A 21,423-nucleotide genomic window follows, 5' to 3' on the forward strand; every position below is an offset into this window, starting at 1 on the left:
TAGAACAATAACAACATAGAAAAGGGATACTCTATGGAACTCTCTTCACCCGGCATAGGGTCAGGACTTGATGTAAAAAACCTGGTCGATGCGATAGTCACGGCAGAAATAACTCCATCGCAAGTGCGTCATGATAAACAGTTAAACAGTGTCAATACAGAGTTGTCGGCGCTTGGTCAATTAAAAAGCTATTTAACTAATTTGCAAACTTCGTTAGCCAAGCTCTCCAGTCTTAGCCAATTCTATACTATGAAATCAACCATTAGTGATCCGAATTACTTTTCCGCTACTCTGGGGACTGGTGCAACTAAAAATACTTATCAAATTGAAATACAAAAACTGGCACAACAACACAGTCTGGCAAGCTCTTACATGACTAATACTGGAAGTGGAACAATAACCATAGATTTTGGAACCTATAACAGTGATAAAACCACTTTTACACCGAATCCTTCCGCTACGTCAGTCAACATAACTATTACGCCTGGCAACGATAGCCTTGTTGCGGTACGAGATGCCATTAATAATACTAATTCAGGAATAACAGCCAGCATAATTCAAGATAGCCAAGGCTCCAGACTAACTATTACTTCGTCAAAAACTGGCGAAAATTATGCCATGAAAATTAGTGGTGGAATTGCCTCATTGAATTATGATCCTACTATGGGAGTGAATTCATTAACTGAAACAGTAGCGGCACAAAACAGTACTGTTAAAATTAACGGATTAACTTTGGTTCAAAGTTCTAATCAATTGAATGAGGCAATAACTGGTATCACCATTGATCTAAAGAAAGCAGAGATTGGGAAAGTTGTTACCTTAACTATTGATGATAATAAAGATCAGCTCACAGGTTTAATCAACGAATTCATAAAACAATACAATGACAGCATGACTTTTTTAACCAACTTAACTGGTTATAACAATGAAACCAAACAAGGAGGAGTATTTCAGGGTGACCCTCAATTTCGCAATTTAAAACTCAATTTAAACAAGTGGGCAACTACCCCTTTAGCTAACCAGGAAGGACCAATCCGCTCATTAGCCGATTTGGGAATAATCACCAATAAACAAGGTTTACTGGAAATCAAACAAGACAAGTTTAAAACTGCACTCGATAATCACTATAAAGAAATAGGAGCATTATTCGCAAAGACCGCGAAGGTTAATGATACAGGCATTAACATCAAGTCTATCAATTCAACTGTAAAATCGGGTCATTATGATATTGTATTGACTGAATTTACTCCTGGAGTCAGTATGTCTGGAACAATAGGAGGTTTATCTGCTACCTCATCTGACGGCATTACATTGACAGGAAGTGGTACTTTAAGTGGTCTGTCGATTAATGTATTTTCAGGGTCTGCCGGAGCCCGTGGGCAAATAACTGTTACAGATGGTATTGCAGTCCAATTAAGTTCTTTGCTAGATACTTACATTGAAATTAAAGGCGATTTGGACCAGAGAAAAGACCAACTCAATAATCAAGCCAAGCAATTGAACAAAATACAAAACGAAATTGATATAAGACGTAAATCAATTGAAACTCGCTATTTAAAACAATTCACTGCTCTGGACACTCTACTCAGTCAATTACAAAGCACCAGTGTTTTTCTATCCCAGCAATTAGCCAATTTACCCCAATTAAAATTGAAATAATAGGAGGTAATGAGAATGAAAAACCTATATTCACAAATTTCTAGCCAATACAAAGCCATAGAGCTACAAACTCGCATAGAAACGGCCTCCCCTCATGAACTTATAGATTTATTACTTCAAGGAGCCAGATCTCACATTGCTACTGCTCAGGGTAATATACAGCGTAACCAAATTAAAGAAAAAGGAGAACACATTGGCAAAGCCATTAGCATCATTGAAGGTTTAAAAATGAGTCTAAATCATGATAAAGGTGGCGAAATTGCCGAAAATTTACTCCAGTTATATGATTATGTTCAACAAATACTACTTAAAGCCAATTTAAAAAATGATGAAGATTTATTAGCTCAGTCCAATATGCTATTAGCTGAAGTGCATCAAGCCTGGCAAGCGATTAACTCTAATGATGATAATCAACTTTAATATTTACAATGAGCCCCCATGATTCAGCATTTGCTTTTTACGGCTTGATAGCAACCAAAATAAGACTCCTCTTGCTTGGCAATTATTAAACCCAGCCCATCTATTTTTATTCTCACAATGCAAATAGTTTAAGACTTCTAAATATCAATAAGATATGAGGAATTGTCTGGAAGTCTTGTAGTTATTGAAATTTTTGTACATTTTGGTAATCAAGAATAGAACAGGACTTACGAAAAACCCCAATCTCTATGTTAAAAAATGCTTTTAATTCGGTCATTTAGTTTATCTAAACTCCCTCACTAAAAACATTTTTTGCTTTGAGCTTGGGGTTTTTCGTAAGTCCTGTAGGATTATAATTTTGGCAAATTTGTATAGATTTATCGAATTGGAATATAAAGTTTTTCCATTATATGCCGCCAAAACAGTTAGGATGAATAAATTAATTTCATTATGAATACATTTAAATCATCACTGGCATTTGTAATTTGTCTCTTACTTGGCATGCAACCGGCACAGGCGCAAATGAGATATGGAGAAACTCTCTGCAACTTGCCTGAATATTTTTGCATGAAAATAAAAAGCGGGGACACTTGGGATAGGCTTTTCCCTAACATCGAAGAGCAAGATATTGTCAGACGCATTAACCGAATGAATATCAGGCTCAAGCCCGGGATGATTATTGCTGTTCCCAAAAATATAGAGCGTTTAACCATTTATGATGTCTCGCCTTTTCCAAGATATATTGAATCAAGCGGTGAAAAAACAATTTATGTGAGTCAAAAAAAATTGGCATGGGGAGCTTATGATGAAGACGGGGAATTGCTTTGGTGGGGACCAATATCATCAGGTGTTGGAAAATGTAAAGTAATAGGTGGTTGTTCTACACCAACAGGTTCATTTCGCATTATCCGCAAGCAAGATATTGATTGTGTTTCAACTGTTTTCCCAAGAAGGGCAAATGGCGAACATGGCGGTGCGCTGATGCCTTATTGCATGCACTTTTTTAGAGGTTATGCTTTGCATGGAAGTTATGAAGTTCCAGGATATAGGGCCAGCCACGGCTGTGTTCGCATGTTTATTGAAGATGCGCGTTGGTTAAATGAGGAATTTATCGACCTCCCAGGTGGAGGAATGAGAGGAACGCGTGTAATCCTTGATGCGCCAGATGCTCAAGAGAATCCCGATAACCTACAATAATATATTGAAAACACAATCAAAAAACTCACCCCCAATAGACAAATAGTGGTCAACCTGATAATATTTTATTTAGTGAATTTTGCCATGAGGTGTGTTAACGTATAAATTCACTGTGTGAATAAAATAAGTACATTTTTAATCAAAGATTAGAATATATGGAAATACCATCTATATCCTCTTTTTTGACTAATAACTTTCATAGAATCTAATGATTGGATAAATTTGGAGAATTTTTAAATAATGGCTCATTACAATGTACAATCCGAATCGCTCAATAAAGCAAGTGTCAGCTTAATTATGCCCTGGATGGTGTGGGGCTTGGGTTGCTTATTCTATTTTTATGAATGCTTATTGCAAGTATCCCCAAGCGTAATGAGTAATGAACTCATGAGAGATTTCTCGGTAACAAGTCATACTTTAGGGATTCTATCGGGTATTTATTTCTATTCTTATGCCGCCATGCAGCTTCCTGGTGGTGTTCTAATGGATTATTTTGGCCCACAACGTTTATTAACTCTTGCCACAGTGGTTTGTGCCGTGAGCACTATAGCCTTTGGCATGACAGATAATTTCTTCATGGCCTGTGTCGCAAGGCTAATGATTGGATTTGGTTCCGCATTTGCTGCTGTTGGCACCATGAAATTGGCAGCCAACTGGTTTCCAGCACAAAAATTCGCATTATTGACTGGCTTGATGGTTACCATAGGCATGATGGGTGCAATAGGTGGAGAAACACCTTTGGCTCTTCTAATTGATAATTTCGGCTGGCGAGAAAGCATGATTATAATGGGTAGTGTTGGGCTTCTTTTGGCAACTTTGCTCATCTTGATTGCCAGAGATACTCCCAAGAATTTTTCTCCTGCTATCCATCAACATCCTGTCGAAGAAGAACGTTTAATCCCAAGTCTATTCACATTGATAAAAAATAAACAACTTTGGCTGGTTGCTACCTATGGCGGGTTAATGTACATGGCAACACCCGTATTTTGTGGGCTTTGGGGGGTTCCTTTTCTAATGAATAAAATGCTAATAGCAAAATCTACAGCAGCTAATTTTATCTCATTGGTATTTGTGGGTTGGGCAATAGCCAGTCCTTTATGGGGTCTGTTTTCAAACCGTATTGGATTACGTAAGCCGCCTATGTATATTGGATGTGTAGGGGCAATGATTTGTTCTTTACTCTTTATTTTTGCTCCCATCACCTCTTCAATTACTATGGAAATCCTGCTGTTTGCATTTGGTATCTTTTCCGCAGGCTTTTTGCCAGCTTTCTCAGTAGCCAAAGAATTATGTAATAAAAAATATGTGGCAACAGGGCTTAGCTTCATGAATATGATGAATATGGTTGGAATAGCATTAGCACAACCTTTAATTGGTTATATTCTGGATAAAATGTGGCAAGGTCAAATGATGGGGACTGTGAGAGTTTATCCATTGGAAGCTTACTACACTGCTTTGTCAATCCTTCCAATAGGCATGTTAGTTGCGTTACTAATATTACCGAAAATCAAAGAAACCTATTGCCAAAGTGTCAATTAATGAAATAATACCGCAATTTCAATTTGTAGAATCAAAATGGTTAAAAAATTATATATTAAAACAAATGGCTGCCAAATGAATGAATATGATTCTTCTAAAATGGCAGAAGTACTTTACGCTTCCCATGGTTTGGTCAAAACTGATCAAGTCGAGGATGCCGATGTTATTTTATTAAACACATGCTCAATTCGAGAAAAAGCACAGGAAAAAGTTTTTTCTCAACTGGGTCAATGGCGGGAATATAAAGCTAAAAACCCTCATGTGCTCATTGGAGTGGGAGGATGCGTAGCGAGCCAGGAAGGCTCAGACATCATAAAAAGAGCACCGTTTGTTGATATCGTATTTGGGCCACAAACATTGCACAGGCTCCCTGCCCTGCTCAATGAAAGGCTTGAAAAAAATAAATCCGTTGTTGACATCAGCTTTCCAGAAATAGAGAAATTTGATCATTTACCCGCACCAAGAGCAGAAGGCCCTACAGCTTTTGTATCTATAATGGAAGGCTGTAGTAAATATTGCAGCTTCTGTGTAGTGCCTTACACGCGTGGCGAAGAAATCAGCAGACCATTTGATGATGTATTGGCTGAATGTTATCAACTAGCTAGTCAAGGCGTCAGAGAGATTAATTTACTAGGCCAAAATGTGAACGATTATAGAGGTATTATGGATAATGGGGATATAGCCGATCTTGCTCTGTTAATTCATTATATTGCCGCTATCGATGGAATAGGAAGAATACGTTTCACAACATCACATCCCTTGGCATTTTCTGAAAATTTAATTAATGCCTACGCCGAGGTTCCAGAGCTTGCCAATCATTTACACCTTCCGGTACAAAGCGGATCCGATCGCATTTTATCGTTAATGAAACGAGGGTACACTGCTTTGGAATTTAAATCCAAAATTCGTAAATTAAGGAAAATTCGACCAGACATTCGCTTATCTACTGACATTATTGTAGGCTTTCCCGGAGAGACAGACAAAGATTTCCAGGACACTATGGATCTTGTGCATGAAATCGGCTTTGATACCTCTTTCAGTTTTATATACAGCCCAAGACCAGGAACCCCTGCAGCAAATTTACCTGATGACACGCCTATGGAGCTCAAAAAGCAACGTTTACAGATTTTACAAAACAGATTATTAATGAATGCAGCTCGTTACAGTGAATCAATGATAGGCAGCAAACAAAAAATTCTGGTTACCGGATTTTCCAAGAAAAGTTCGCAGCAATTATCTGGTCGTACTGAATGTAACCGTGTAGTTAACTTTGATGGACCACCTCATTTAATTGGACAATTTATAGATGTTCAAATTAGTGACGCACTACCTAATTCATTGCGAGGAAGGCTGCTTGAAAAGGAGATGCAGCCAGCCTAATGATTGAGCATATCCAGCAACAATTATCAGTACCTCGCGAATTACATAACCAACGAGTAGATAGCGTGCTTGCCAGGCTGCTCCCTGAGTATTCACGCTCTCTTATTTGTAACTGGATTAAAACAGGTGCTGTTACCCTTAATAATCTGCCTTGCAAACCCAAAGATAAAGTGCTGGGCGGTGATTTAATTACGATTAATGTTGACCATACAATAGTTAATACAGATTTTAACTTGTGTAAACCTGAGAACATTCCAATTCAGATAATCTATGAAGACAGTGAAGTAATTGTTGTTAATAAGCCAGCCGGTCTTGTTGTACATCCGGGCGCGGGCAACAAGGATCATACACTCGTTAATGCGCTGCTTCATCATTGTCCCGAGTTGCAACCACTTCCTCGTGCTGGAATTATTCACAGATTGGATAAAGATACCACTGGTCTGCTGATAGTGGCTAAAAACCTGATTAGCCATACTTCTCTCATCAGGCAAATGCAAAATCGCGAAATTAAGCGCCACTACCTGACATTAGTTCATGGTTATGTCATTTCTGGTGGAACAATAGATACGGGTTTTGGCAGGCATCCCAAAAATAGACTAAAGATGGCTGTAACTGACTTCGGGCGTCAAGCCGTTACCCATTATAATATCAATAAACATTATAAAGACTTTACCTTACTGAATGTTAGCTTAATGACAGGGCGGACTCATCAGATAAGAGTGCATATGAACTATATTAACCACCCGGTTGTAGGAGATCAACAGTATGGAGGAAGAATGAAGTTTCCTCCTAATGCTGATGAGGCAATACTCTCAGTTTTAAAACAATTTAAAAGACAAGCACTTCATGCCTGTTCCATTTCATTTTGTCATCCTGTAAAAAATACAGAAATAACACTGAATGCATTATTACCCGATGATTTCGAACTCTTGTTAAACACTCTGGATCAACACGATGAAAAATAGATTTGCCAATTGGCCGGCTCCTGAAAATATTACCGCTTTGAGTACTACACGTTTGTATGGTTTCAGTGACGGACCCTATGCGAGCAACAACCTTGGGTTACATGTTGGTGATAACCAACAGCATGTACTCAAAAACAGACAACAGCTCATTGAACTTATTGATCTGCCTGCAGAACCAATCTGGCTGGAACAAACACATAGCACAAAATGCATCACGATAGAAACTGAAAAAACCAGAGATGCTGATGCTGCAATTACTCGTTTACCTAAACTCCCTTTAGTCATTATGACAGCAGATTGCCTACCCATATTGCTATGCAATCGACAGGGAACTGAAATTGCCGCCATTCATGCTGGATGGAAAGGGCTGTATAATGGTATTATTGAAAGTACACTAAAGAAGCTAAATAGCAATAGGACAGATATAATTGCCTGGATAGGCCCTGCTATCTGTAAAAAATGTTATGAAGTGGGTGAAGAAATTTATCTGTCTTTTACCAATAAATACTCCTTAACCAAGAATGCGTTTGAGCCTGTTCATAGCAAATGGTTAGCTGATTTACCTCAAATTGCAGAAATAGTACTTAATTTGGAAGGGGTAAAATCAGTATTTCAGTCAAATTTGTGTACTTTTGAGTTAAAAAATGAATTCTATTCCTATCGCAGAGAATCACAAACAGGTAGAATAGGTACTTTCATCTGGATTAATGAGTAAAATCAGGATTAATAATATGATTACACGTATAAAATTATTCATAGCAAGTCTGCTGGTATTTTTCATCCCTGTAGCCGATGCAGCACAAGATCTTACAAACATGCCCAGCCTGGCTCCTGTTCTGAAAAATGCTATGCCGGCTATTGTTAATGTGGCTGTTCAAGGGTACTTGCCTAATAATGTGGCATCCGGAAATGCAGACGATGATGACGGGGAAAACAGTAAGCAGCCTTCTAGGATACCTGAAAAAGGCAGAAAATTTGAAAGTATAGGGTCCGGAGTTATCATTGACCCTAAAAATGGCATTATTATAACGAATGACCATGTTATTCGTAACGCCAATTTAATTACTATAACTCTTCAAGATGGCAGGAGATTAAAAGCTCGCCTGATTGGAGGTGATAGTGAAACGGACTTGGCTGTTTTAAAAATTGATGCTAAAAACTTGAAATCACTGGTAATTGGTGATTCCGATAAGCTGGAAGTCGGAGATTATGTTGTTGCTATTGGAAATCCCTTTGGATTAAACAGCTTTGGAAATAGTCAATCTGCTACGTTTGGAATAGTGAGTGCCTTAAAACGCAGCGATTTAAATATTGAAGGGGTTGAAAACTTTATTCAAACTGACGCAGCTATCAATCCTGGTAATTCAGGAGGTGCTTTGGTCAATGCAAAAGGCGAATTAATTGGCATTAATACAGCCATTATTTCACCCTATGGAGGAAATGTAGGTATTGGTTTTGCGATCCCAATTAATATGGTAAAAGATGTAGCGCAGCAAATTATTAAATTTGGCTCTATTCATCGTGGTTTAATGGGTATATTTGTTCAACATTTGACACCAGAACTTGCCCAATCAATGGGATATGCAGAAGATTTTCAAGGAGCTTTAGTATCACAGGTCAATGAAAATTCACCTGCTCAATTGGCTGGTCTAAAATCAGGCGATGTTATTGTACAAATTAATGACACCAAGATAACTCAGGCAACACAGGTAAAAACAACTATTAGCCTGTTGCGAGCCGGCTCTACTGCTAAAATTAAAATCTTGCGGGATAATAAGCCGATTACATTAGATGTAGAAGTCACAGACATCAAAAAACATGAACAAAAATTACAATCCAATAATCCATTTCTCTACGGATTAGCCTTACGTAATTTTGAACAAGAATCACCGCCTCATGGTAATGTTGTTGGAGTTCAGGTTGTAGGTGCTTCGGAAACCAGTGCGGGCTGGCGAGCTGGCTTAAGACCAGGAGATATTATCATTTCTGCTAATAAAACACTGGTTAAAGACATTAAATCTTTACAAGCTGTTGCACACGAGAAAAGGAAACAACTATTAGTCCAGGTGCTGAGAGGAGCAGGGGCACTCTACCTGTTGATTATTTAAATTTTTTATCCAAATAATGAAGTAAAGCATCTACTTTATTTAAGCCTATCTCTGAGAGATGGGCTTAAATTTTGATAAACTATCCTGCTTTTGGTAATGCTGACTATCAACTATTCCCCCCTATCCTCCAAAACAATCCCTTGCCTGGGGAAATACCACTTTTCAATATCTCAACAAACTTCTTTTGAAATACGCTATTCTGCTTTGAAAAATAATGCAAATTCAATTTAATATAAATTAATTATAAAAAACTCAGGAAACAGTCTTGACATAAACACGTGAAAAAGACAAAATCACGACCTCTTGTGGCTATGTAGCTCAGCCGGTTAGAGCGCGGCACTCATAATGCTGAGGTCGGTGGTTCGAGTCCACCCATAGCCACCATTTACATTCATATGCCCTCTGATTGAGAACACTTGAAGTGAGCAATCAAATCCTACTCCCGATTTTTGTTTCTCATTTGTCACTTCAGGCAATAAAATAGCCACTGTAATCAAATAAGACCCTGCCCAGAAATAATATTTGAGATCATCTTGCATCACGAAAAGAAATTATAGTAGCATCGTTGCTCATCACATTTCATAATATGGATTTTATTTTGTTCAGGATTAACTTAATACGATATGTGGTACTTCTGTTTATTATCACATTGAATTTAGATTGTATTAGCGTTGCATTTTCATCTCAGGTAATTTATGGAATACAAAATGCTGCACGAGTTACTGGAAAAAATCTGAAAAAAATTTATTTTCTTCAGTTAGGAGCTTTTAGCCAAAAAAACAATGCTCAGCAATTGGCAAGAAAAATTCAAGCGAGAACACAATACCCTGTAATAATTAGTCATTCAGGCAATGCTTTCTCTGTTCGTGTGGGGCCTGTCAATACGCAAGAACTGCATCAACTCAGCATAAAACTTTCACAAAATTCCAATATTACTCCAATAAAACATAATTCATCACCAAAGCAGATACCGACTATTCAGTCAAAACCGCCAATACTCGTTAATGAAACTTCTCGCCCTCTTCCAACTCATTCTGTGACTAAAGAAACAATTGTTGGGAAAGGACGCTGGTATGTAACTGCTAAAATTGGAGCACAAGAAACAACACCAGATGATCAGTTTACAGTAAATAACGGCAGTGGCTTTCCCAGCCCTTTTGATAAAGATGTTTATACAAACAGTTCCGATTCCTCCCTGATATTAGGCATTGGTGGGGGATATCGTTTTGCAAATATAATTCTCCCCGCAATCTCTGTTGGAGTATACTATTCTCATTTCTTTAATATGGACATTAATGGACAGGTGATTCAGTACAGCTTGCCCGAATTCACCAATTACAATTATCAATGGAAAGTAAAATCTGATTTGGTTTTAGCTTCTGTAAAAGCCAATGTCTTTCGCTGGAAAAATTTAATGCCATTTGTACAAGGGGGTGTTGGAGCGAGCTCCAATCGAGCAAGTCAATATTATGAGAATGCCTTGCCTGATGTCACACCTCGTATCAGTCCTAATTTTGCCAATCATACTACCACTGTATTCGCTTACCAACTGGGCGCTGGCCTGGATTGGGAGATAAGACCACAATGGTTGTTATCTTTAGGGTATGAATATTCTGATTTAGGCAAAGTACGTTCAGGTTATGGTACTGATAGCTGGAATGGAGAGACATTGTCCTCGAAAAGTTTGACAAGCAATGCTGGAACTTTAGGCTTTACCTATTTATTTCATGGATAATCAAAAGTGAGGCGCGGGCTAAAATTCCAAACCTTGAGAAACCACAAGTTATTTGTGGCTTCCCAACGGTAACTTATCAAATAGAACTGATTTAATCTTCATAAAAATAATGGGTGAAAGGACCAACATGAAATACTCAACTCGCATCATAATCACCACAATCCTTCTGTTATTCGCCTTGCTGAGTTATGCTGGAAAAGATCCTATCAGCTGGCGAGTCAGTGGAGTATTTCCTGCTCAAAGCAGCATTGGGCAGACTTATACTGTGACTTATACTTTTACCAATCAATTGCCTTTTCGATTGGCTAAGGCCTTGATTATAGAACGATCGGCAAGCCCCAACACGGAATTCAATTTTAATGATCAATGTTCCGGTCGGTTATTGAATTCCGGAGAATCCTGTGAAGTCGTTGTGGCGTTAAACCCACTTTTAATCGGTCTTAAAACTCTTCAATTGACTATTGCAGGATATAGCAAGGATAGAGTTCCTCTACCTCAAACAAGCACTTTAAGCACAGGGCAGTCCTTGAGTCCAATAGTTAGCTTCGTCATGGATGGCTTTCCCTCTCAATTAACAACAGGTTCTTTTTCCAGTTATAAATTTACATTTACCAATAACGGGGCTATTTCAGCTACCAATTTATCAGTTAATGTCTCGCAATCATTAGGAACACCGAATTTTACTACGACGTGCAATAACACACTGACTCCCAACGGAGGGGTTTGTGAAGTTGATGGAACGTACACAGTAACTTCCGGGAATCCGTCGATTCAACAAGTCACTGCCAGTCTGTCTTATACAGGGCCATCGGGAAGCCCGGTAACAGCACAGACATTCACGCAAGTAGTCAATCCAGCAGCTCCTCTTGTAGGCACTTTAGTACCGCCAAATTATCTACCACCATTGATGATTGCAACCACCGTATATACAGTCCAATTTTTATTCACTGCCAGTGGGACTGTGGATATTACAAATAATGGCACGATAACTTGTCTGGAAGGAGTTAATAATTGTAACGGGACTATAAACATCACCAGCTCCAGCTGCACCCCTCAAACATTGACCAATGCCGCCTGTCAAATGACTGCTACGTTCACAGCACCTGCTGCAGTTGCTCCCCCACTTACTTATATTCTTACCGCAACAGTTCCCTACTCTGTTGGAGGAAACCCCCAGCCTGATGCAACCGCTATCACTTTCGGTACAGTACTTGCTACGTTACCGACAGAAAGAACCGTAACTTTAGTCAATGAGTGCGATTTTAATGTATGGTTTTCACTTAATGGGAGCCAATTAGCTAGCTCGCCTAACTGCCCAAGCACGCCATGCCCAAATGGATCAAGCTGTAATACCAGTACGAACAAGTGCTTTTGGAATAATCCGTCCCCCAATGTGGTGGTTGCCCCTCAGGCCTATTTACTGACCGCTGCTGGTGGCACGAATAACGTGACCATTCCCGTTACGAACGCTGATCCTAATATTCAATGGAGTGGAAATATTTCGGCAAGCACTCTGTGCAATGGTACAACTTGTCAACAAGCAGCTTGCGGTAATAATGGCGGTACCACTTCTTGCGCGCCAGGCATTGGTTTCACACAACCTGCCACCCAGGCTGAAATCACGATGAATCTAACCACCTCTGACAGCTATGATGTTGAAGTCATCAATGGTTTTCACATCCCGATTTCGATGCAACCGATTTATTATCAAGCAGGAGTCACTACTATTCCTGCTATCCCGAATAATTACAACTGCGGGGAGCCTGGCAAGGACACTGCCGCCAATGGATTCGGAGCTTGTGATTGGGATACAGCAACAGTGCCAGTCATTGATCAAGTGCCGGGAAATGGTTTTTACTGGGTAACTAGTGGGGTACAAGGTTGCTCCATCACCTCTACAAATCCAGGATGCCCTGCGATGACGCTATGCGGATTAGACAGCAATTTTAATCAAGTTTGTGGAAACTTTTTAGGATATTGGTCATCCGATCAAGTCTGTGGTTCAAGTAATGTTCCTGCCTCAGTACAGAGTTATTTTAAATGCAATCAACCTCTTCCTACTTCCACAACGCCTTTTTATCCTTCCGGCGCTGTCCTGTCGAATTTAATGCTATGCTCTGTTCCCAAAGGATTTACCGGTCCAAGATACAATACCTGTTATAATGCTTACCCATCTTCTTCCTCTACAGACATTGCACAATGTTGTGGGTGCGCAGACTGGTGGAATCCTGCTCAAACCAACAATGCAGTGATTGGAGCAAATCCTAACACAGAAAGCTGCACTCAACCTGGCGCGTTGCAACCACAAACCAATGCCCAGTGGAATTCCTTTGTGCAGCCAATGATACAATGGATGAAACAAGCGTGTCCTTCTGCTTATATTTATCCTTTTGATGATAAAACCAGTGGATTTACTTGTACTAATAACCTGTCAGGGCAACCTAACTCCACAAGCTACATCATCAGGTTCTGTCCAGGCGGGAAAACAGGTCTTCCAAATAATATCACTGATGGGCGCATTTAGACTTGGGCACCAAGGGGTAAGTGTAAATGCCCCTGTTAATAACTAACTCTCTCGTGAGAAGATGGCGATTCATTAACATGGGCAAAACTTAGTAACGGTTACTTTAATATATAAAGCTCACTCAGGATACCTCAAACAGGTCAAAACAGGTAAACTGTTTGGCTAGTCATTTAAAAATCAAATAACAATATGAATAAAACAATCTATCTATTCGCAGCAATAAATAATCCCTCCTAAATCTTTATTAAAAAAAAGTTCCATATTATTTTATTTTAAATGATAATGATTATCATTTACATTTAAAATAAAACCAAATGCTGTATATAAAAAATTACATTAGCACAAGAATTATTTTAGGAATATTAATGTTGAATGTTACCGTGTTAGCTTTCGCTGACGCTGGAGACTCTTTATTTAAAAATGAAAAATTGACCTACGATGGACATCTGTTTTTTAATGCCGCCAATTCAGCAACACAAGGGGAAAAATATTTACTGAATCAGCAGCTGTCCAATATTAAAATGGGATCTGAATTACAGGTGACTGATTGGAACAAAATGAAAGGCTCGCTAATTTATAACACCTTGCCTACCCCAGTGGCTCCTCAATTTTATTTTGAGCAATTTTATGACGAACTCCAAATAGAGTCTTTAAATATTTTCTTTGCATTTGGAAAAAAATGGCTCACATTTGGAAATTATAAAAGTGACTTAATTTATAAACCACTTACAAAAGCCTTGGGACAAACCAACGAAGTGACCGCTATTATTGGATACGATTCCTTATATTATGCTAACGCTTCTTTTTTTAAACCCTATTCTCGCATAAGTACATCATCACTTCCGCTTTATTACAATCTGAATACAGGAGTACATAATCAATCAATAGATGCAGGAGTCAGTTATTTATACTCTTTAGCAGAAACTCAATTATTTCAATACAACAAAGGTTTTGGCGGGCTTTTATCACAATCATTAAAAACAAGGGTTCCAGGATTTGCAACCTATTTTAATTTAAAATACAAAAAAATAAGCACTTATCTTACCTATGTTACTGCAATCACATCCTTTGCATTCGAAGACATGAGCTATAACAATAAAAGAGCTATACCAAAAGCATTGAGTATACAAAATAGTTATGATGTAAATATTAAAAATTTTTCTTTTAAAATCATTGGTTTTTATGACTACACTTTTCAAGCTCTGGCACTCGGAATACCGGAGCAAAGACTTGGACTGGGATTGTCTACAAATCCCTTTCCTTATCTTGGTATTCAATTTCAGTATTCCAGAGACTATAGTTATGGAAATAATGCCATAGCCTCGGGAATCAATCATTTTGTAAATGGCCGTAATACAAAAATGAATAATTTGGCATTACAAACCATACTGAATTTTTAAATTCAGGCACTCAATCAAAAATAAAAAACTATCTCTCTATTATTTAAGCAAATAAATCACAATACATTATTGCAAATGATAATCATTATCATTTATAGTGTTGTCGTTTCTTACTTATTCACGGAAATAATCATGGCAGCAGTTTTAAATAATTCTTATAAACTAAATAACTCATTACACAGTTTATTACTTGAAAAAGATCTTCTTATTTCACAATCAGAAATGGAGCATTTCATATCCATTGCGCACCAGCAATGTTTAGATCGATTGCGACATGCAGCGCTTCGTGAAGGATTAATAGACAAGGAAATAAATAGCCTTCATATACATGATTATCTTGATTTACTTTATCATCAACAGAAAAAGCAAAAACCGGAAAAAAGATTTGATCGATGGCCTCTTCTAAAAAAGGAACTCGATGAAAGCATCAACAATCAGGCGTTAGCCCTCGCTTATTATCATTGCTGGCAACAATCGCTGAGGCAACAGGCGAAAAACCACTCCAGTTTATGGTCATGGTTATCAGAGCAACATAGTAAACAACAAATTCTGACTTTTTTAGAGCAATGGGGTTGCATAGGGCACCCGTATCATCCTAATTTCCGGGCAAAAATCGGGTTTATTCCTGAAGAAGTGATTCGATACTCCCCTGAATTTAACGCACAGGTAGATATTCTCTGGCTGGCAATTCATCGCTCCGTAGCGTTTACTTCAATTGATGCGACTAGCTATTCTTTGTTGTTTGCCCAACATTTTGCTAAAGAATATCAATTGTTGAATTATTCAGTACAGAAGCAACAGTTAGATCCCGAGCAGTATTTGCCTCTTCCAGTTCATCCCTGGCAATGGAATAACAAATTACAAACTCTGGCCTCTGTATTAATCAATTCAAAGCAATTATTAATAACAGAGGCTTTTCAAAAAACCAAACCATCCATGTCGTTCCGAACGATGATGCCTTTAGATAACAAAGGCCCACACTTAAAATTAGCTACAGCAATCCATACTACTTCTGCTTTACGCACTGTATCTCCTGCATCAGTAAGCAATTCGTCTCCTCTTTCCAATTGGCTTAGGCAATTACTGACTCAGTATCAAAGTTTTGAAAAGCCGCTATTTCTAGCCAGGGATTTAGCGGGGATTAACACCAGACACCCATCCATTTCCCAACAAAATAAAAAGCATTTGGCTATGATAGTACGTGAAAATCCACTGGAATTGATCAATGCATCACAAACATTAGTACCTGTAGCAGCACTCTATGCTCTTTCTCCAGTCAGTCAACGTGCCTTATTCATTGAAATTATTGAAGCAAGTGGCATGGAGCCTGAATTATATTTTATTGAATACAGCCGATGTATTCTCGAATGCCAGTTTCATTTATTATTAAACTATGGCGTTGCGCTGGAAGCCCAACAACAAAACACTTTAGTCATTTTTCAGTCTCATCGGCCTGTTGGATTAGTTATTCGAGATCTTGGCGGCATCAGGGTCTGTTTTAATTCGCTATATGAGACAACACCCAAACCTAATCTTCATCCAGACTCTACCATTTCATGCCACGAATTGAGTGATCTCTTTAATACCTTCATTTATGGAAATTTACTGAGTAACTTAACTTTTTGCATTAATTGTTTACATAATAACTATAACTTGACTAAAAAAAACCTTTGGATCCTGCTAAAACAAATTGCAAATCAATTATTACAAAATTTCAAAAAAGAAATTAATCCATTGATATACCAAAAATTCCAACAACATTTATTCTCTCATCCCTGGCAACATAAAAGTTTGCTGAGCATGAGACTCAATCAAAATCAGGATAACCTGGTATTTTTTAGTCTTGACAACCCATTGAGCCAAGATAATGAATAAACCAGTTCAAAAAATGATGCTTTCAGGTCAGTTTTTGATGATATTGGCCTTGGAAATGACGAATCCCTTTCTACCACTATTGATCGCGCACCAAAGCAACACACCAGTGCCATCGGTAGTGATTTATAACACCCTGAGTCTAATTCTACCAATGCTGGCTAACATTCTATTAACCCCAATCTGGGGCTTGGCAGCTGATCGATATGGCTATAAACCCATGTTAATGAGAGCATCCTGGGCCTTGGTGTTAACCCAGGCCAGTATGATTTTTGTAAATTCTGTACTCTGTATTTTAATCATCCGATTACTGCAAGGAGCTTTTGCAGGTTTTCTTGTTGCAATGCAAACCTATGCCCTAAGCATTACTGAATGGCAAAACAAAAGCACACAATTATCTCGCTTGCAATCCTCCAAGGCAATTGCAACTTCTACAGCAGGGTTTATCGGAGGATTAGCTTTAAGCTTCACTAATTATCAAGGATTATTTGGTTTGGCAACATTGATATGCCTGGGCACTACTGTAGCAATGCACTACAAATTACCCTCGCCACCAAAGTACCAGATAAAGAAAAGATCACAAACATTAAATCATTCTTACACATCAAAAAGTGTTTTCTTCTTTCTTTGCGTATTAATCATGCTAACCCAAATTGCCAAGTTTTTACCTGATCCAGGGTTTACCCTTTATCTAAATAAGTATTGTTCAAATAATCTGGTACTAATTGGATTTCTTTATTCTTTACCGGCAATGGGGATGCTATGTAGTTCAGTATGGTGTGGCAAACAGTTTGACTACTGTCGAAGTCAACCTTCTTTGGTTAACCAATATTTAATGCGCTATAGTGTATTCGGAGCTATCCTCATGATCATTCAAGCCAATGTAGATAATTTCTATCTGTTTGCTCTTATACGTATTTTGTGGGGGATCGTACTTGCGGCCTTATTGCCTGCGTTATTTGCCTTGTGCAGTGATCGTAATTTGTTACCTGGTTATGCCTTAGGATTAGCCAATTCATTTGCAAAACTGGGAAATCTAATTGGATTGTTATTGGGTGGTCTTTTTGCATTTTATCTACCATATCCTGTAATTTTCATGATGATTTCTGGAATTTATAGTTTATTCGCGATTTTTGTTTACGGGTATGATCGGCTAAATGCCAGGCAGATGACAGAATTTTCTAATTCTTATTTTAACGTGAAATCATGAAAAAAAATGCTCTTCTTATAGTGTTATTAACCTGGTTTCTTGGAAACATGGATATACATTTCCTAACTCCAGCCTTGCCATCATTAGTTGATTACTTCTCGGTGACTCCCAATATAGCTCAACTAACTATCAGTCTTTTTCTTTTGGGGAAAGCCCTCAGTATGATTTTATGGGGTCTTCTTTCCGAACGTTATGGGAGAAAACCAATCTTCATTGGAGGACTGTTGTTATTTATTCTGAGCAATTTTCTGATTGCTCTAAACCACTCCATCCTTCTCTTTTTAATATGCCGATTTCTCCAGGGAATTAGCGTAGGCGCTACCCTTCTAATGGGTAGAGCAATGATTAACGATACACATAATGAACAAAATGCCACAAAATACTTTGCGTGGTTATTCACTCTGGCTGGGCTGTTTATTTGCTTTCTTCCATTCTTTGGAGGTTTGATAAACAATTATTGGAATTGGCAAATAGCCTCTCTTATCATTGCTGCCTATGGCCTGCTTTTATTACCTTTATGTCGAGGTTTAAAAGAAACCAAACCCCATTATGTAAAATTCCCTCGGCTAGGTCATAGTATTATGGTGGTCTTCAACCATCCCCTTTTTGTTTCTTACCTCCTTATTTCTGCCTTGATGATGGCTGGAGAATCAGCGTTTAATACCAGCGCCTCTTTTATTCTTATTAAAGGAGAAAATTTTACCAGCGCTCAGTATGGTGCAATCAAAACCACTATGGCAATTATGCATTTATTAGGAACCGCTTGTTGTGGCTTAATAGCAAAATATTATCATAGTATCCAACTAACAAAATTAGGAGTACGTTTCTTTATTTTTGCAGCATTCTTGATGTGGTTATTTGTCTTTTCTGCTGAAAATATATATTTGACTTTTATAGTGCCTATGGTGATTTATTATTTTGGTACAGGTTTTATTGTTGCATCAGCAACAGCATCAGCTGTTCGCCCTTTTCCTCAGCAAATGGCTCTTGCATTAGCTATCACTTTATTTTGTCAATTTAACTGCTCCGCTTTCTTTAGTTTTATTACCAGCATGATAGGAATTCAGCAAATAAAAACTTTTATGTTCTTATTAAGTTTGGTAAGTATTTTGAGTTTTCTTGTCCTTCTAAAACTTCAACGAATGGAGCCCTGCTGAAAAAACCATGATCTTTGATCCTGGTAAGAAAATATAAAGTTTGCGTGTATTTCTGCCTAAAGAAGACTATGCTTATTTAAAATAAGTTCTTAATCGTATTTCGCTTAGAACCTGTGTACTTCCTTCAATTAGAAGGAAAAAATATGGATAGTAATTTTAAAATCAGTATACGTGTAAGCATCATTACCTTATTTGTGCTTTTGCTAAGCCTGGTAGGGTTCACTATTATTGGTATTAATTATATTGCTTTCAATAGTGTTCTTAACAGTAGCGCTAAAGACTCAATTGAACAAACATCATTACTCGTCAAAGAGAGGTTTGAAATCTATTTAAATCCTTTAAGTCAAGATTTAATTAAAATAGCAAATGCCATAAATAATGGCATCATTAACCCTGATGATTCAAAACAATTTGATAAATTTCTTTTTGAATCAATTCGATATAATCCTGAAATATTTATGGTTTACTATGGTTCAACAACTGGTGATTTTATAGGAGTAGATAGAGAGCAAAAGGGAATAATAGGATTAACCCATGTGATTAATTCCATATCACCTCCAGTCAACGTTCGTTATCAATTAAACGAACAAGGAGAAATAATCGGGAAAAAATTGCTGACGCGCCATTATGATCCGAGAGTTCGCCCGTGGTATCAACAAGCTATAAAAGCAGGTAAACCGGTATGGACAAACGTATATACATTTTATGTATTTGATAAAAGTGACTTCCTTATTCCTGGAATTACCGGGGCTTCACCAATATATAATAAAAATAAACAGATAAAAGGAGTGATTGCTCTTGACCTGACTATTGATGGTTTACAACATTTTATCCGAGAACTGGAATTAACTAAAAATACTATGGTTTACGTGATCAATAATGAATCCAATATCATTGCTTTCAGAACCCCTCAAAATAAAGAGGACATCCGTGGAAAAAAACTAACTCCTGAATGGATAAAAAAGCTGAACATTCCACTTAAAAAACTGGATTTTAATGGTTTTCAACCCATTATCAAATCTTATACTCATAATAATCAAAAATATTTTTTAGCATACCAACCTATATCCAGTACGAATGAGAAAGCACTGTGGCATATTATTATTATTGTTCCTGAAAAGGATGTGACAGAACCCCTGAAAGATTTAAGCATGCGCTATATTTTGTTAACTATATTAGTCTTGCTGATTGGAACATTGTTAGTTCGTATCGTTTCACAAAGAATATCAAATCCTATTATTCAACTAACAGAAGAAGCTAAAGAAATTACCATGCTTAACCTCAAACCAAGACCACTTCTTACGACCAGGATTAAAGAAGTCAGTTATATGGATAAAACACTATCAACACTGCGATCCAGTTTAGCTTCGTTTCAACGTTATGTTCCCGGTTCTTTAGTCAAAAAATTAATGCGCAGTGGAAAAATTGCTCAAGTTGGAGGACAAAGCCAAACGATTACTATTTTATTTTCAGATATAAAAGATTTTACAAGTATTTCAGAATCCACTTCACCACAAAAATTAATGACCTATTTATCCGATTATTTCCAGTCCATGACCGAGATTGTAATACAACATGAAGGCACTTTGGATAAATACATTGGCGATGCTATCATGGCATTATGGAATGCACCTTCAAAAGATACCAAGCATGCATTGCATGCATGCTTGGCTGCCAAAATCATGATTGATCGCCTTAGCCTGTTAAATCAAAAGAATAAACATCTTGGATTTCCCGAATTTAAAATCAGAATTGGCATTCACACCGGAGATGCTGTTGTGGGTAATGTTGGTTCAGAGGACAGGCTAAGTTATACGGCCTTGGGCGACTCAGTCAATCTGGCAAGTCGCCTGGAATCAATTAATAAAAATTATCATACTCAAATCATTGTCAGTCACGCCACTTTCACTCAAGTATCTGAAAAATTTCCTTTCCGTTTGTTAGATGAAGTAGCTGTAAGGGGTAAGCGTGAAAGTATTGAGATATATGAACTGATTACAGCCCAAAATCTTGAAAATCTTGAGCGACATAAAAAGGAATTTCAAAAAGCATTTTCTCTCTATCAAAAAGGTTCCTGGAAAGAAAGTATAAGCGCTTTTGCAAAACTTACTCCAGCCTACTCTGGTGATCCATTAGCTTCCGTTTACATCGAACGCTGCAAGGTATTAGCAGTTAATCCACCTGTCAATTGGGATGGTATCTGGCGCGAAGGAAAAACAGATTACTCTCTTCTCGGAAATTTTGACTAGTATCACCA

The 21,423-nt window shown here is 37.8% G+C and carries 15 protein-coding genes and 1 tRNA gene; all 16 read left to right on the forward strand.

All coding sequences use genetic code 11. The features are described from left to right. The first annotated feature begins 33 nt into the window (after positions 1–33). The 16 genes from fliD to OQI99_RS05970 all read left to right on the forward strand — a co-directional run bounded on the left by fliD (position 34) and on the right by OQI99_RS05970 (position 21,415). Complete coding sequence (fliD, locus tag OQI99_RS05895; RefSeq protein WP_061513481.1) at positions 34–1,659, forward strand: flagellar filament capping protein FliD; 1,626 nt, start codon at positions 34–36, stop codon at positions 1,657–1,659. A 9-nt stretch (positions 1,660–1,668) separates the two neighbouring features. After that, positions 1,669–2,079 (forward strand): flagellar export chaperone FliS, encoded by a 411-nt coding sequence (fliS, locus tag OQI99_RS05900; protein WP_080447348.1) that lies wholly within the window; start codon positions 1,669–1,671, stop codon positions 2,077–2,079. Positions 2,080–2,529: 450 nt separating this feature from the next. Then, positions 2,530–3,276, forward strand: a complete 747-nt coding sequence (locus OQI99_RS05905; RefSeq protein ID WP_061513479.1) for a L,D-transpeptidase — start codon at positions 2,530–2,532, stop codon at positions 3,274–3,276. Positions 3,277–3,516: 240 nt separating this feature from the next. After that, positions 3,517–4,815 (forward strand): MFS transporter, encoded by a 1,299-nt coding sequence (locus OQI99_RS05910; RefSeq protein ID WP_011215366.1) that lies wholly within the window; start codon positions 3,517–3,519, stop codon positions 4,813–4,815. 36 nt (positions 4,816–4,851) lie between these two features. Continuing rightward, positions 4,852–6,195 carry a tRNA (N6-isopentenyl adenosine(37)-C2)-methylthiotransferase MiaB gene (gene miaB, locus OQI99_RS05915; RefSeq protein ID WP_027224917.1) on the forward strand — a complete coding sequence of 448 codons (1,344 nt, stop codon included), beginning with the start codon at positions 4,852–4,854 and terminating at the stop codon, positions 6,193–6,195. Beyond that, positions 6,195–7,160, forward strand: a complete 966-nt coding sequence (gene rluD / locus OQI99_RS05920) for a 23S rRNA pseudouridine(1911/1915/1917) synthase RluD (RefSeq protein ID WP_265731491.1) — start codon at positions 6,195–6,197, stop codon at positions 7,158–7,160. Before miaB ends, rluD begins: the two co-directional genes overlap by 1 nt. Beyond that, the gene (gene pgeF / locus OQI99_RS05925) at positions 7,150–7,875 is read left to right on the forward strand and encodes a peptidoglycan editing factor PgeF (RefSeq protein WP_265731492.1); all 726 of its coding nucleotides are present in this window, start codon (positions 7,150–7,152) and stop codon (positions 7,873–7,875) included. The genes rluD and pgeF overlap by 11 nt, the downstream gene beginning before the upstream one ends. A gap of 16 nt (positions 7,876–7,891) precedes the next feature. Further along, positions 7,892–9,268: a Do family serine endopeptidase gene (locus tag OQI99_RS05930; RefSeq protein ID WP_265731493.1), complete on the forward strand. Its 1,377-nt coding sequence runs from the start codon at positions 7,892–7,894 to the stop codon at positions 9,266–9,268. A gap of 307 nt (positions 9,269–9,575) precedes the next feature. Then, positions 9,576–9,652 (forward strand) — tRNA-Met (locus OQI99_RS05935). Positions 9,653–9,854: 202 nt separating this feature from the next. Continuing rightward, positions 9,855–11,003 carry an SPOR domain-containing protein gene (locus OQI99_RS05940; protein WP_322783693.1) on the forward strand — a complete coding sequence of 383 codons (1,149 nt, stop codon included), beginning with the start codon at positions 9,855–9,857 and terminating at the stop codon, positions 11,001–11,003. 52 nt (positions 11,004–11,055) lie between these two features. Then, positions 11,056–13,527: a Dot/Icm T4SS effector LegT gene (legT, locus tag OQI99_RS05945; protein WP_265731495.1), complete on the forward strand. Its 2,472-nt coding sequence runs from the start codon at positions 11,056–11,058 to the stop codon at positions 13,525–13,527. A 314-nt stretch (positions 13,528–13,841) separates the two neighbouring features. Then, on the forward strand, positions 13,842–14,927 hold the full coding sequence (locus OQI99_RS05950; protein ID WP_080447345.1) for an LbtU family siderophore porin: 1,086 nt from the start codon (positions 13,842–13,844) through the stop codon (positions 14,925–14,927). Positions 14,928–15,059: 132 nt separating this feature from the next. Further along, the gene (gene lbtA, locus OQI99_RS05955) at positions 15,060–16,802 is read left to right on the forward strand and encodes a siderophore legiobactin biosynthesis protein LbtA (RefSeq protein ID WP_061513472.1); all 1,743 of its coding nucleotides are present in this window, start codon (positions 15,060–15,062) and stop codon (positions 16,800–16,802) included. Continuing rightward, a complete protein-coding gene (lbtB, locus tag OQI99_RS05960; protein ID WP_061513471.1) occupies positions 16,795–18,009 on the forward strand; it encodes a legiobactin export MFS transporter LbtB in 1,215 nt (404 codons plus the stop codon). Before lbtA ends, lbtB begins: the two co-directional genes overlap by 8 nt. Further along, a complete protein-coding gene (lbtC, locus tag OQI99_RS05965) occupies positions 18,006–19,166 on the forward strand; it encodes a legiobactin import MFS transporter LbtC (protein WP_061513470.1) in 1,161 nt (386 codons plus the stop codon). The genes lbtB and lbtC overlap by 4 nt, the downstream gene beginning before the upstream one ends. 143 nt (positions 19,167–19,309) lie before the next feature. Further along, complete coding sequence (locus OQI99_RS05970; protein WP_061513469.1) at positions 19,310–21,415, forward strand: adenylate/guanylate cyclase domain-containing protein; 2,106 nt, start codon at positions 19,310–19,312, stop codon at positions 21,413–21,415. Positions 21,416–21,423: the final 8 nt, after the last annotated feature.

It is taken from the genome of Legionella sp. PATHC039 (assembly GCF_026191275.1).
GTDB classification, from domain to species: Bacteria; Pseudomonadota; Gammaproteobacteria; order Legionellales; family Legionellaceae; genus Legionella; species Legionella pneumophila.